General features: G+C 48.0%; 14 protein-coding genes. 3 read left to right on the top strand and 11 right to left on the bottom strand.

All coding sequences use genetic code 11. The features are described 5' to 3' along the window. Positions 1-388: DUF4125 family protein (locus HMPREF0240_RS02305; RefSeq protein WP_035312506.1), on the top strand; the 388-nt coding region annotated here is incomplete at its 5' end. 166 nt (positions 389-554) lie between these two features. Next, on the top strand, positions 555-1265 hold the full coding sequence (locus tag HMPREF0240_RS02300) for a DUF975 family protein (RefSeq protein ID WP_035312273.1): 711 nt from the start codon (positions 555-557) through the stop codon (positions 1263-1265). A 417-nt stretch (positions 1266-1682) separates the two neighbouring features. Here HMPREF0240_RS02300 and HMPREF0240_RS02295 read toward each other — a convergent pair whose 3' ends face one another. From HMPREF0240_RS02295 to yedF, 9 genes are all read right to left on the bottom strand, one after another. Next, positions 1683-1919 carry a DUF3343 domain-containing protein gene (locus tag HMPREF0240_RS02295; protein WP_009001843.1) on the bottom strand — a complete coding sequence of 79 codons (237 nt, stop codon included), beginning with the start codon at positions 1917-1919 and terminating at the stop codon, positions 1683-1685. A gap of 1 nt (position 1920) precedes the next feature. Next, positions 1921-2124, bottom strand: coding sequence for a sulfurtransferase TusA family protein (locus tag HMPREF0240_RS02290; protein ID WP_009001842.1), 204 nt, complete (start codon positions 2122-2124; stop codon positions 1921-1923). Positions 2125-2225: 101 nt separating this feature from the next. Then, positions 2226-3320, bottom strand: coding sequence for a YedE family putative selenium transporter (gene yedE, locus HMPREF0240_RS02285; protein WP_009001841.1), 1095 nt, complete (start codon positions 3318-3320; stop codon positions 2226-2228). A 14-nt stretch (positions 3321-3334) separates the two neighbouring features. Further along, a complete protein-coding gene (locus HMPREF0240_RS02280; protein WP_035312272.1) occupies positions 3335-4471 on the bottom strand; it encodes an aminotransferase class V-fold PLP-dependent enzyme in 1137 nt (378 codons plus the stop codon). Positions 4472-4599: 128 nt separating this feature from the next. Beyond that, positions 4600-5526: a selenium metabolism-associated LysR family transcriptional regulator gene (locus HMPREF0240_RS02275; RefSeq protein ID WP_009001839.1), complete on the bottom strand. Its 927-nt coding sequence runs from the start codon at positions 5524-5526 to the stop codon at positions 4600-4602. Further along, a complete protein-coding gene (gene selB / locus HMPREF0240_RS02270) occupies positions 5523-7439 on the bottom strand; it encodes a selenocysteine-specific translation elongation factor (protein ID WP_009001838.1) in 1917 nt (638 codons plus the stop codon). Before selB ends, HMPREF0240_RS02275 begins: the two co-directional genes overlap by 4 nt. Next, the gene (gene selA, locus HMPREF0240_RS02265) at positions 7402-8856 is read right to left on the bottom strand and encodes an L-seryl-tRNA(Sec) selenium transferase (RefSeq protein WP_009001837.1); all 1455 of its coding nucleotides are present in this window, start codon (positions 8854-8856) and stop codon (positions 7402-7404) included. Before selA ends, selB begins: the two co-directional genes overlap by 38 nt. A gap of 152 nt (positions 8857-9008) precedes the next feature. Continuing rightward, positions 9009-10058 (bottom strand): selenide, water dikinase SelD, encoded by a 1050-nt coding sequence (gene selD, locus HMPREF0240_RS02260; protein WP_083806100.1) that lies wholly within the window; start codon positions 10056-10058, stop codon positions 9009-9011. Positions 10059-10187: 129 nt separating this feature from the next. Beyond that, positions 10188-10805: a sulfurtransferase-like selenium metabolism protein YedF gene (gene yedF / locus HMPREF0240_RS02255; RefSeq protein ID WP_009001835.1), complete on the bottom strand. Its 618-nt coding sequence runs from the start codon at positions 10803-10805 to the stop codon at positions 10188-10190. 244 nt (positions 10806-11049) lie between these two features. Between yedF and HMPREF0240_RS02250 the strand changes: the two genes are divergently transcribed. Next, positions 11050-11910 carry a class I SAM-dependent methyltransferase gene (locus tag HMPREF0240_RS02250; protein ID WP_009001834.1) on the top strand — a complete coding sequence of 287 codons (861 nt, stop codon included), beginning with the start codon at positions 11050-11052 and terminating at the stop codon, positions 11908-11910. Positions 11911-12106: 196 nt separating this feature from the next. Here the strand turns inward: HMPREF0240_RS02250 and HMPREF0240_RS02245 are convergent, their stop codons facing one another. Both HMPREF0240_RS02245 and HMPREF0240_RS02240 read right to left on the bottom strand, forming a co-directional pair. After that, positions 12107-12835 (bottom strand): NAD-dependent protein deacylase, encoded by a 729-nt coding sequence (locus HMPREF0240_RS02245; protein ID WP_035312270.1) that lies wholly within the window; start codon positions 12833-12835, stop codon positions 12107-12109. A 100-nt stretch (positions 12836-12935) separates the two neighbouring features. Continuing rightward, positions 12936-13520, bottom strand: coding sequence for an HD domain-containing protein (locus tag HMPREF0240_RS02240; protein ID WP_009001832.1), 585 nt, complete (start codon positions 13518-13520; stop codon positions 12936-12938). Positions 13521-13532: the final 12 nt, after the last annotated feature.

Here is a 13532-nt window from a genome sequence, read left to right as displayed (position 1 = left end):
TAAGTATGCGTTTATGATGGAAAGGACGGCGCCCGAACAGTACAAACAACTGGAATGGGCACTCCCCGTAATTTCAGAGGAGCGGAAACGGCGCATTGAAGCAACGGTAGCCGTCCATGTAAAATGGGCGGAAGAATTTGAGCAGGAGTATCCGGCTTATGCAATGCGTGGGCGCCCGATCCATGCATTCCAGGAAGCACCCGGCCAAACTTCGATAGAGACGTATCAGAGAGGGGAATTGTATTCCTATGGAGAACACACCGAAATGTTGTATTCCCAATATATTCAGGAGTGTGCTGCACAGAACAGAAATCTGGCGGCTCTTATCAGAGAAAATTCGGCGAGGATGTACGGATACGAATCGATCGCTGATCTTGAAAGGGAATAAATGCAGCTTCGGGCAGCGGGACGGGGACCCGTTCCACTTCATGTGTCTTCCAATCCACAAATGCTTAATTTTGATTTAAGAATCACTTAATCAGTAGATTTCCGCAGCCAATTGGAGTATAATAAATGAGGCTTAAGAAAAGCTGATTATACAGGAGGTTAAGATTATGTGGACGAGATTTGATTTAAAAATGAGAGGAAGGCAGGCATTTCAGAGAAACTACTGGGCCTCAGTTGTTGTTGCTCTTGTCATGTCCATTGTAGCGGCAGTTTTTACCGCCTCAGGATCTAACGGCTCCAGAGGATTTCATGGAAATTACGATGGATGGGGTTACTTTTCTGAGTTCTCTCTGCTTTGGATAGCGCTGGCCGGAATCGCTGCTGTTCTAGGAATTGGAATGCTTCTGCTGGCAATTTTCGTCGGTAACGTACTGGTGGTCGGCGGTTACCGCTTTTTTGTACTTAACCAGACAGAGATGCCAACGGCTGGGAACCTGGGATACGGATTCAAATCCGGTCATTATGGAAATATTGTCCTTACCATGTTCCTGCGGGATTTGTTCACCTTTTTGTGGACACTGCTGTTTGTCGTGCCTGGAATCATAAAACATTATGAATACCTGATGGTGCCATATATCCTGGCCGAGAATCCGGGAATGGGAAGAGAAGAAGCATTTCTGATCAGCAAAAAAATGATGATGGGACAGAAGTGGGAAGTATTCGTACTGGACTTATCCTTTATAGGCTGGAGAATACTGGAAGCAATCTCATTTGGAATTGTTGGAATATTCTATGTGGAACCTTATTATCAGGCAACACTGGCAGAACTCTATAGCGAGAATCGAACTTTGGCTTATCAGAATGGGTATATTCGGTAGGGTGTCCGCCAGCCTGTGATGGTGTATGGGGCGCCGGAGGGGATGTCTGCCGGTGCTTTTGGATACCGGCCGTTTAGCCTGGTTTTCGTAGGGATAAAATTGAAAAATCTGATGGAACCAGCGACATGCGGCCCCAAATCTGATGATTTGGGGCCTTAGTCGCCTCAGACTTTGCTTTGGAGAGCAAAGTCTGTCCATCAGATTTTTTAATTTTATCCCAACGGAAACACGGCACACTATGAGGCATCAGCAAGCACCGCCGTACCTCCCCTGCTTCACCGCCCACACCCTCACGGCCAGGCTGCTTGCATCCGGGCTGTACTTATATAACTTATACGGGGGGAGATGTCTGGCGGGGGAGGCGGATGGGATTGGCTGACGCGTAATGTGGTTCATACGTATCCTTTCTCACATAGCTTATACCATGCATTCCTGGATTGCTTCTTCTTCGATCCCTGCCAGTTGTACTGCTTTTTTGACTAACTCTATTTCTGACAGTTCGGCACACCATGAAAGGCCGCAGCCTGCGGACAGGATACGGGGGACGGGGATGAGTCTGCCGGGGATGTTTTGATTACGGCATAGTTTTTCCATTGCCATGGCGTCTGCGGTTGTATGAAATGTTACTACTAATTTTAGCTCTTTTTTTCTCATTTTATTCTATCATTACTGCAAATCCGTCTTCTGTCTCAGATGATGCGGCTTTTCTGCCGTGATCTCTGGCATACTTTTCTACGTTCATCTTCTGGTGCGGCTCGGTGACCAGGACTTTTACCGGCTCTTTGAACTTTTTTAGTGCCTCTGCGGTCAGCATCAGCGGCTCTGGACAGGAGAGACCTCTTGCATCTACTTCCTTCATAATATAATACCTTCTTTCATAGAATACTACTTTATACTTCGGGCTTCAAGGGGACAATCTCCCTGAAACCCCTTATTTTAATTTTCTGGCATTATGTATGTCTATGCTTTTTCCCTTTTATTTGTAAACGCGATTAAAAAGCATACTGCAATACAGATTATAAGCGCTACTTTCCCGTAGAAGGGCACCGCTCCGGCCACCAGTTCTTTTGTTTCCGGGTTTACTGCTGTTCCGCTTGCGGCAAGGCCGAAGTTATGGCAGGCCGCTGCCCCGGCGAACATTCCCAGCACTGTCACTGCGGAATCCGAGGATCCCTGACCAGCTAAAATCAGCTGTCTTAATGGGCATCCTCCGGCCAGCACTGCTGCAAAACCTACTGCATACATTCCGAGAATGTTCCATAGATGCTCGGAGTGTGCGATAATACCCGGTGTATTAAATCCTAATACAAATCTGCCTGTTGCAATATTGAATATTAACATGACTACGAACAGACTGCCAATTACTGTTAACAGATCAAAATTCTTCATTAATATGACATCGCGGATCCCTCCGGCAAAACACATCCTTGATTTCTGTGCCATTGCTCCAAATATCAGACCGCCGATGAGGGACATTATAAGAGGCGCATGCATACTTCCGGGGCCGGCCTCGCTTGCCTTCAGCAAAGTTGTCACCGCCTCGAGGATCAATACTCCAAGCATAAGCGCCGGAAGTACCGCACCGCTCATTTTATTTGTAATGTGTGCCCTTCCAAGACTGAAGCCTTTTTTGAGGGCAAATACGCCGGTTCCTACACCAAGTACAAATCCGATAAGGGCCACCCATGCATTCAGATCTCCTGCGGACATACGGATTACCATCCTGAGCGGGCATCCCAAAAACACAAGCGATCCGATCATGATGACCATTCCCAGGATAAAACGTATCATAGGCGATGATCCTGCCGTCGAACGGTATTCTTTTGTAGCCGCTGAAATAATAAATGCTCCCAACACAAGCCCTATGATTTCAGGACGCGCATACTGTACGGCTTCTGCCTGATGCATTCCCAGAGCTCCTGCAGTGTCCCTGATAAAACACGCAATACAAAATGCCATGTTTGCAGGATTTCCAAAATATGCCAGACACGCCGCTACGAGTCCGCATACCACCCCTGCGATTGCTAATTTCTTTTTTGAATCCGATAAATTCACTATTTGTTTCCCTCCTACTCTGCTGCTAATGCTCTCACTGCCTGGATTGCTAAATCAACTTCCTCTTCTGTATTGTAATGTGAGAAACTGAATCTCACGGCTCCCTGGCTTTCAGTCCCCAATGCTTTGTGCATCAGTGGTGCACAGTGTGCACCAGGTCTGGTGGCAATATGATATGTCACATATAATTCGTCGCTTACATCAGAAGAATCATAGTCCCCAATGTTAAAGGAAACGATCGGACACCGCTCTTTTGCTTCAAAGTCGCCGTAAACTGTCACCTGCGGGATCATGGAAATTCCTTTATAGAATTGACGCATATAAGCCAATTCTTTTTTCCGTATCCAGTCAATCCCTTTTTCCTCCAGATACTCCATTGCTGCATTTAAACCGGCAATTCCATGGCCATTTAAGGTTCCGGCCTCCAGCGCTGTCGGCATCTCCTGCGAATGATGGGTATTATACGTATCCACACCGCTGCCGCCGCTTAGAAGCGGGCGTACTAAAAGACCCTCTCTGACATACAGGCCTCCGGTTCCCTGTGGCCCCAGCAGGCCCTTATGGCCGGTAAAACACAGAATATCAATGTGCATTTTTTGTACATCGATGGGAAACACGCCGGCAGTCTGGGAAGCATCTGCAATCAGCAGTATTCCGTATTGCCTGGCAATCAGACCCACTCTCCCAATATCGATCATATTGCCGGTCAGATTCGATCCATGCGTACATACAATCGCTTTCGTATTGTTTTTGACCGCTTTTTCCATCTCTTCATAGGAAATGTTACCCTTTTCATCACATCCCAGAATCGTAAGTTCTGTTCCTTTTTCCTGGCATTCGTATAGTGGGCGGAGAACCGAATTGTGTTCCAGTACCGTTGTGATTACATGATCACCGGGATTCAGTGTTCCCTTGATGGCTATGTTCAGGCTTTCTGTAGAATTCGCTGTAAAGGCAATTCTCCTGGGATTTTCTGCATTAAAAAAGCGGCTGAGCTTTTCCCGCGTGTCATAAATAATTCTGGATGCACTGAGAGATGCCTCCGTTGCGCCTCTCCCCGCATTTCCAATCGAATTCATAGCCCTGACTACGGCCTCCGCCACTTCTTCCGGCTTCTGCATTGTTGTTGCCGCATTATCCATGTAAATCATAACTCCCCCTCCATTTCCATACATACCCAGTATAACCTGCCGTTTCCTCAGAGTCTAATTGAAAACCCTCATAAATCAAAGCCACTATAGATATCTTCTATAGCGGCTCAGACTGCGAAGGGCATGAATTACGGGGTGCTCTTCGGGTATACCTTATTCACCACCCGCAGGAAACTTTCTGCCAGAGCGGATAATTGGAAATTCTTATTATAGACAACATTTATATAACGTTTCCCCGCCTCCACATCCAAAGGAAAGCTAAGGACCTCGCCTGCCCTGATCTCGTCTTCCGCCGCCAGACGTGAAATTATGGAAATCCCCACGCCCCGGCTGACCGAACGCTTGATTGTCTCCTGATTTTCCATGCTTGCCACGACCTTCAGTGCATCCGTATGAATCCCCATTTTTTTCAGGAGACGTTCCGCCTCCTTGCGGGTTCCTGATCCTTCTTCGCGCATAATCAAAGGTTCATCCTGAATCCACATTTTTTCTGCCTGTCTCTTCGTTCCGCCCTTCTCATGCAGATTTTTAAACTTTTCCGTATTTGGAGTTATAATGACCAGCTCATCCTGATAAAACGGAATATACCTGCAGTATTTTTTCTCCAGCACGGTCCCGGTAAATCCGATGTCGGCATTCCCGTTTATCACCTGCTCGACCACCTTCGCGCTGTCCGTCTCCATAATCTTAAAACGTTCCCTGGGATACAGCTCGCTGAACTTTGCCAGTATCTGAGGGAGCAGATACTGGGAAGGGACACTGGATGCGGCAATATAGATACAGTGGCTGCTCTCTTTTCTGGTCCGGTCAAAGACGGTTTCAATTTCCCGTTGAAGCACAATCATCTGTTTTGCATAGCCGTGCAGCTTCTTTCCATCCTCCGACAGGCTGACCTCTTTTGTGTTTCTTACAAACAGGCAGACCCCCAGTTCCTGTTCCAGGGAGGAGACATGGGCACTCACGGTAGGCTGGGTCAGAAACAGGTGCTTCGCCGCTTTTGAGAAACTGCCTTCCTCTGCAACCGACACAAAGGCCTCTAATTGTTTCAGATTCATAGATTTGATATCCTTTCACTTTCTGCACCCGTTTTGCGGGTCACCTTGATACTGTCCATGTATTCCAGAATCGGCTTGGCACTCTTCCGGCTTGTGCCAAACATATCCCGGATCTCGGCAATCGTAATTTTCCCATCCGCTTTCAGCTTTTCCAGAATCTTTTCCCGGGCTTCCTCCATATAGGAACCAAGTGTATACATTCCGTCTGCAACTTTTACAACTTCTCCGCTGTCCGTCATCAAAAGCAGGATATCCTCCACCGTGCGGTCCGGTATATCGCCAAAACTGATGTCCGCAAACCGGACAAAATCATATCCGGCAGGCTTCAGCACGCCGAGCAGCTTTCGCCGTACCTTATCAAATAACGCATCCCTGGCTACTTCATAGCCCGCAGGAGCCAGATATTCTTCATGGCGTTTCAGACTGTTCTGTGCTTCCAGATACTCAATATATTTGTCAAAAATATTCGGTTTTACCTTTTTCATAAAGGTACTGTGAACCTCCGCTTTTGCCATTCCATAGCGATACGGATACTTCACCACATACGCCTTAAGGGCGCTCAGTATTTTTTCTCTGCAGGCATGTTCATCCGCGGTATGCCATACATAGGTATCTTTTTTCATCGGAAAAACGCAGACGAGTCCTTCATCCCCAAGTGCAGTCACCGCACTTTCTGTTTCTTCTCTGGATAATGCAGTGAGTTTGGCAAGTTCTGACACCGCTGCCATGGTCTCCGAATAATCTTTTACATGCAGCTCTATGACATCCTCTGCGGATCCGGATTCCTTCTGCTTCAGGCTTTTTTGGACCTCCTCAGAAAACCGTTTCTTTTTCCCCGCATTGGGCTCCAGTATTACGCCGCCGCCGATGGTTTCCATGGGAGAATAAAAACGTACGACAAATCTGTCGCCTCTTCGGAAAGCCACATCCTCTTCCATTCTGAGCTGGACATAGCCGCTCTCGCCGGGTCCGAGTGTTTCATCCCCCAGCAGAACGGCACGGCACAGCACTTCACTTGTACCGCTGAAGAAATGCAGTCTTGTGTTATTTGCCAGAACACGCACCGAAGAGTCCAGCATCTCCAGTTTTACATCCATAAGCCGGGATTCCTTCATGCTGCCGGGCGGTGCAAGAACGCAGCCCCTCTGCAGTTCCTTTTTCTTCATATTGGAGATATTGATTGCCACACGCTGCCCTGCGCAGCATTTTTCTACATCCTGGCCATGCACCTGGATATTGCGGATCTTGCACTCCTTGCCGTTTGGAAACATTTCCAGCGCATCTTCTTTTGAAATCGTTCCGCTGACGAGCGTGCCGGTTACTACTGTACCGAACCCGGATAGAGAAAACACCCGGTCCACGGGAAGACGTGGAATGGTATAAATATCCTTCTCCTCCACTTCCTCCTCGTTCAGCCGCTCAATGGTCTCCACCAGTCCCGGAATTCCCTCGCCGGTGGCGGCAGATACCCTGACCACAGGAGCATGTTCCAAAAATGTTCCCTGCAGCTCTTCCCGAATCTCCTCTTCTACCAGCTCCAGCCATTCTTCATCCACCAGATCACATTTATTCAGAACCAGAATACTTTTCCGGACTCCGAGCATTTCCAGAATATCCATGTGTTCCCTTGTCTGGGGCATGATTCCCTCATCGGCCGCGATTACCAGAAGCACCAGGTCCATTCCCACGACACCGGCAACCATATTATTGATAAACTTTTCATGTCCCGGCACGTCTATGATCCCGGCACGGTTTCCGTTCTTCAAATCAAACCAGGTGAAGCCCAGATCGATGGTGATGCCTCTGCGCTGTTCCTCCTCCCAGCGGTCCGTATTGCGCCCCGTGAGAGCCTTTATCAGCGTTGTCTTACCATGGTCAATATGGCCCGCTGTTCCGATAATAATATGCTTCATATCGATTTCCTTCCTTTTCCAGGACATTCTGTTCCTTTAAAATTCTGGTGAAATAATTCATGAAATTTCCCTCAAATGTCCGCATGTCCAGAAAGATTTTGTCATTCATGATACGTCCCACCACCGGCACCGGCATATGGCGGAGCCTTTCCTCCAGCTCCGGCGTGCTGATATCCAAAGGACGGATTGTCACTGCCGTGCTGGGGATGCGTTCCAGCGGCAGTGAACCTCCGCCGATCTGTGCTTCGCAGCTTTCAACGCCGAATTCTGCCTTAAGCTTCCCACGCCTGAGCATCCTGCAGAACTTTTTAGCATCCTGCTCTACTTCCTCCGGTTTCCGCGTGATCATATATAAGGCAGGAATATTCTGCACTGCTTTTTCTTCCGATAGATATTCCCGCAGAACAATTTCCAGCGCTGAGGCGGTAAATTTATCGATCCTCAGGGCGCGCGTCAGCTGGTTCTTCTTCATCCGGTCTATATATTTCTTTTTGCCTACAATGATTCCTGCCTGTGGACCGCCCAACAGCTTGTCCCCGCTGAAGCAGACCACATCGGCGCCATTTCTGACTGAATCCTGCACCGTCGGCTCATAGGTAAGGCCATATTTGCTCAAATCTATCAGAACACCGCTGCCCAGGTCTTCAATCAGCGGCAGATCAAACTTTTCTTTCAGTGCCGCCAGGTCTGCGGCGGGAACGGATTCTGTAAAACCCACAATCCGGTAATTGCTGGTGTGAACTTTCATGAGAGCTTTTGTATCTTCAGTAACCGCATCCTCATAGTCTGAAATATGTGTTTTGTTGGTACTGCCCACTTCTTTCAGCACTGCACCGCTCTGCTCCATAACATCGGGGATTCTGAACTTGCCGCCGACCTCTACCAGCTCTCCTCTGGATACGATGACCTCCCCGCCTTTCGCCAGGGAACTTAAGCTCAGCATCACTGCAGCTGCATTATTGTTCACCGCCATAGCAGCTTCTGCCCCTGTGATCCTGCACAGAAGCCTTTCAAAATGTGAATACCTTTCGCCTCTTTTTCCTTCTTCCAGGTCGTATTCGAGGTTGGAATAACCACCTGCAATGTATGTTATCTGCTTCAGATGTTCGATGCCAAGGGGCGCGCGGCCCAGATTGGTATGCAGGATGGTTCCCGTACCATTTAATACACGGGTCATATTGGGCCGGTGCATATCCGCCGCTGTAAGCTCAATCCGCACCATAAGATCCTCTATCTGCTTCTGTGCCTCTTTCTCGTCTTCACAGGACGCAATATATGCCCGCAGCCGGTCCAGCTCCAGGCGGACGGCTTCCAGTACGCCGTCATAGCTGTACAGTTCCGTCATTTGCTCTATGATATCGTTTTCCATCAGAACGTCCACTTTGGGAATTCTACGGTATAAAAGGTTCTTATCCATTACCTGCTCCTTTATGCTTCATTTTATGTGCGGTACTAGTACATCGTATAATCATTAACTGTCTGCTAAACTGACCTTATTTTACGATGTACTGGGTAATCCAGGCCCTCCGGACGCATTTTTGCTCTGCAGGGTATGGGTCTGATTTTTCATTATGGTACGAGCCGGATCAGCTTTTTCTCTCTTTCCAGCACCCGGCCGATCACGGATACTTTCGTGTCCAGCTCTGCGTGTTTTAGCTCACTGATGAAATTCTCCGAATACTCTTGTGGCAGGCTGAACAGAAGTCCTCCCGACGTCTGCGGGTCGTACATGAGGTCTGTAACATATTCGTCCACCTGTTCTGCATCTACCAGATTCTCGCAGTGTTCACGGTTTTTGTAAGCTCCGGCAGGGATCAGACCCATTTTTGCATATTCTGCTGCATCCCGGATGAACTGCACATGACCGGCCTGAATCTCCAGTGTTACATCACTGGCTTTTGCCATCTCCGCGCAGTGGCCCAGAAGGCCAAATCCGGTAATGTCAGTGCAGGCGCTGACAGGATAGCCTGCCGCCGCTTCTTTTGCTTTTCTATTCAGGGAAGACATGACTGTAATTGCTTCTTTCTCGGCCTGTTCTGAAGCCATTTCTGCTTTTACCGCGGTATTGATGATACCACTTCCGATCTGCTTGGTCAGAATCAGCACATCCCCCGGTTTGCAGCCATAATTTTTATAAATCTTATCCGGGTGTACAAAGCCCGACACGCTCAGACCGTACTTCGGTTCGTCATCCTGGACGGAATGTCCACCCACGAGTACGGCACCGGCTTCTTTCACTTTATCTGCACCGCCTTTTAATATTTCCCCCAGAATCTCCGGGTTCAGACAGTTCGGAAATCCAACAATATTCAGAGCTACCTTCGGCTCTCCTCCCATCGCGTAGACATCGCTCAGGGAATTGGCAGCTGCGATCTGTCCGAAGGTATACGGATCATCCACAATTGGGGTAAAGAAGTCAACGGTCTGAATCATGGCAATTTCATCCGTTACTTTGTAGATCGCAGCATCATCTGATGTTTCAATTCCAACCATGAGATTCTCATCCTGGAATTTTGGCAGCTTGCCCAGAACCTGGGCAAGGGTCTCAGGACCTATTTTGGCCGCTCACCCGGCTGTTTTTGCCATCTGGGTAAGACGCACGTCTTTGCCTGTATTCATATCGTTTCCCTCCTTGCTTATGCTACTTAGGCTCGGTCTTTTCGAGCCTTAGTTGCAAAGCACATCCTGTTGACTTAGGTTTGGTTCTTTCAAACCTTAGTAACATGGATGTTACCTTGCTGTATATTTTTATGGGCGTATCACTTTCCTGGCACCGTTCATGGTCTCTACAATACTATACATATTGGTGACACTTCCTACCTGAAGCTTTTCTTTCAGCCCGTAATAGTCAAGGCATGTACCACAGGTCATGATCTGCACTCCCTGGGCCTCCATCTCTTTTAAATCCGCCAGGGAATCGGAGCCTTCTGCTGTAAGTCTGGCTCCCCCGTTGTAAAACAGCATTGTCTTAGGCAGTTCTTCCAGCTGTGATACTGCAAAAATAAAACCTTTCATCAAAACTGCTCCCAGCTCATCATTTCCTTCCCCCATCCGGTCAGATGAAATCACAATAACAGTATCTTTTCTTCTGTCCGGGCGGCACACCATTGCTTCCTCCATTGCCTGCGTTTCCTGCCGGGGCATGGCACGGTCTGTTCGGATTACAATCCGGAATTCCTTTTCTCCAAGCTTCTCCGAGCTCACCTCTTTGCCGAAACTGGATGCCATCTTCGCTACATTCTGCACGGCAATCTCATTATCAACCAATACCTCTAAAACTTCCGGGCCTTCCAGTTCCTGAAGGGCCTTTTTTGTCTTAATTACCGGGATCGGGCATGCGTCCCCTATCGCATTCACTGTTACCATATCATTTCTCCTTTCAACCTCATAGGGGTCTGACCCCTTTGAAATCAGTTATAGATATATTCTATCACTGACTCTGCCTCCAGTAAACATAATTTATTCGCATTATCTCTTCTGTATAACTGATTACTTCTGTAATATCCCCAAATCCATATTGAAAATTTTATTTATATATGAGATGATATGTGTAGTTTTCCGCCTGTTTTATATTTTTAAACAGGCAGTTTCCGAAAGAAAGGATAAGAATATGTGGATTGCAGATAACTGGAAAGATTACGAAGTCATAGATTGTTCCGCGGGAGAAAAGCTGGAGCGTTGGGGAGAGTATCTTTTAATACGCCCGGACCCGCAGGTCATCTGGGACACGCCTAAAATGCAGAGAGGCTGGAAGAAGCCTAATGGACATTATCACCGCAGTACAAAGGGCGGCGGGGAATGGGAATTTTTTGACCTGCCCCATCAATGGCAAATTCATTATGGGGAGCTGACGTTTAACCTGAAACCTTTTAATTTTAAGCATACGGGGCTTTTTCCTGAACAGGCTGTTAACTGGGACTGGTTTTCCGAAAAGATTAAAAAAGCCGGACGGCCGGTGAAGGTACTGAATATGTTTGCTTACACGGGCGGCGCGACTCTGGCCGCTGCTGCTGCGGGTGCGCAGGTTACCCACGTGGATGCCTCGAAAGGTATGGTAGGCTGGGCAAAGGAAAATGCAGTATCTTCGGGACTGGGGGATGCCCCGATCCGCTGGCTTGTGGACGACTGTGTCAAGTTTGTGGAAAGAGAGATCCGCCGGGGAAATACTTACGATGCCATTATTATGGATCCGCCCTCCTACGGCAGAGGTCCTAAAGGTGAGGTATGGAAAATTGAGGATATGATTCATCCGCTGATCAAACTCTGTACCCAGATCTTATCCCCGGATGCCCTCTTTTTTCTTGTCAACTCATATACCACGGGCCTTGCTCCTGCCGTTTTGACTTATATGATTTCTACCGAACTCAGAGCCTGGAACGGAAATGTGGATTCCCAGGAAATCGGTCTCCCGGTAAGCTCTAACGGACTGGTTCTGCCTTGCGGCGCGTCCGGAAGATGGGAAAGTAAATAAAATAAAAGCCGGCATATGAACTATCAACAGGTCTCAGTTCCTGTTGATAAGACGGTTCAGACAGAATGTATTTTGCATACTTATGTCTGCCGCCGATGTTCATTATGCTGGCTTTTATTTTTATACAGTAGCAGTTATCGCCTGCTTACAAATCCAGGAGCACACTGTCTTGCTTCTATTTCGTGTACTCTTTTCATCATCGAACCTGAATTCGCTCCAAAATCTGCCCGATGGGCGCAGATATACTCAGTTCTGCCCTGACGGCCTTCGCTGTCTCGGATTTGTTAATTACCACAAGGTGTCTTCCCCTGAAGTAATCAATGAACCCCGCCGCCGGATAGACGACCAGAGACGTCCCGCCAATGATAAGGGTATCCGCTTCTGCAATTGCATTAACCGCCCCCTGGATGGTCTCTGAATCCAGCCCTTCCTCATACAGCACCACATCCGGCTTAATGATCCCACCACACTCACATCGGGGAATACCGTCTGATGCTTTCACGAACTGTGCATCGTAAAACCGATGGCACTTCATACAGTAACTGCGGTGAATACTGCCGTGCAGCTCATACACGTTTTTGCTGCCGGCGGCCTGGTGAAGCCCATCAATATTCTGTGTGATAACGGCTTTCAGTTTTCCGGCCCGTTCCAGCTCTGCCAGCTTGAGATGCGCCGGGTTTGGCTTGGCATCCAGTATCATCATCTTTTCTTTATAGAAGTCGTAAAATGCTTCCGTATACTGCATAAAGAAGCTGTGGCTCACGACCTGCTCCGGCGAGTATTTATATTTCTGATGATAAATACCGTCTGCGCTTCTGAAATCCGGAATATTACTCTCTGTAGATACTCCCGCCCCGCCGAAAAATACAATATGACTGCTCTCATCAATCATGTTCTGAAGCAGTTCTGTTTCCTTTTCGTACATTCTTCTACCTCCTGACTCCTGCAGAAATACTTGCCTGCCACATTTTCTTCCGTATCCTGGTATATCCTCAGTTTTTATGGACCCAAGCCACTGTTATCCACTAACCGTCTATAATATTTCCTTTGTTTATATGCTCCTGCACAATGGCCTGCATACATGCCCATATATCCTCTGATGTTTCCTCTATCTTCTCATTTCGCTTATAGATCTGTGACTTTTTCACCTTGTGCTCCGCCCAGCTTTTTCCGCCAGATGCATCGTTCAGCAGCAGCGGCTGGAAATTGTCCAGCAGGTGGGCAAACTTTGCGTCCGGTGTCTGATACTCTTCAAATTCTTCCCACAGCATGCGGAACTCCTGTCCCTGTTCCTTCGGAAGCAGTCCGAAAATACGGTCGGCCGCCGCTGCTTCTCTGGCACGTTTTGTCTCGGCTCCCGCCGAATCATAGGCATAGGTATCTCCTGCATCGATCTCCACCAGATCATGAATCAGCACCATGGTCATAACTTTTGCTGCATCCGCATCCGGCACGTACTCCTGTAAAAGTACCGCCATCAGTGCAATATGCCAGGAATGCTCCGCATCGTTTTCCTTCCTCTGTCCATCCGCAAGGTAGGTCTGCCGGTAAATACTTTTCACCTTGTCGATCTCCCTGATGAACTGAATCTGCTGTTCTAATCTTGTCATTCTTCCAACCTC

Origin of the sequence: Clostridium sp. D5, from assembly GCF_000190355.1 — a bacterium.
Taxonomy (GTDB): Bacteria; Bacillota; Clostridia; order Lachnospirales; family Lachnospiraceae; genus Faecalicatena; species Faecalicatena fissicatena_A.
This window is presented reverse-complemented; position numbering and strand designations above follow the sequence as displayed.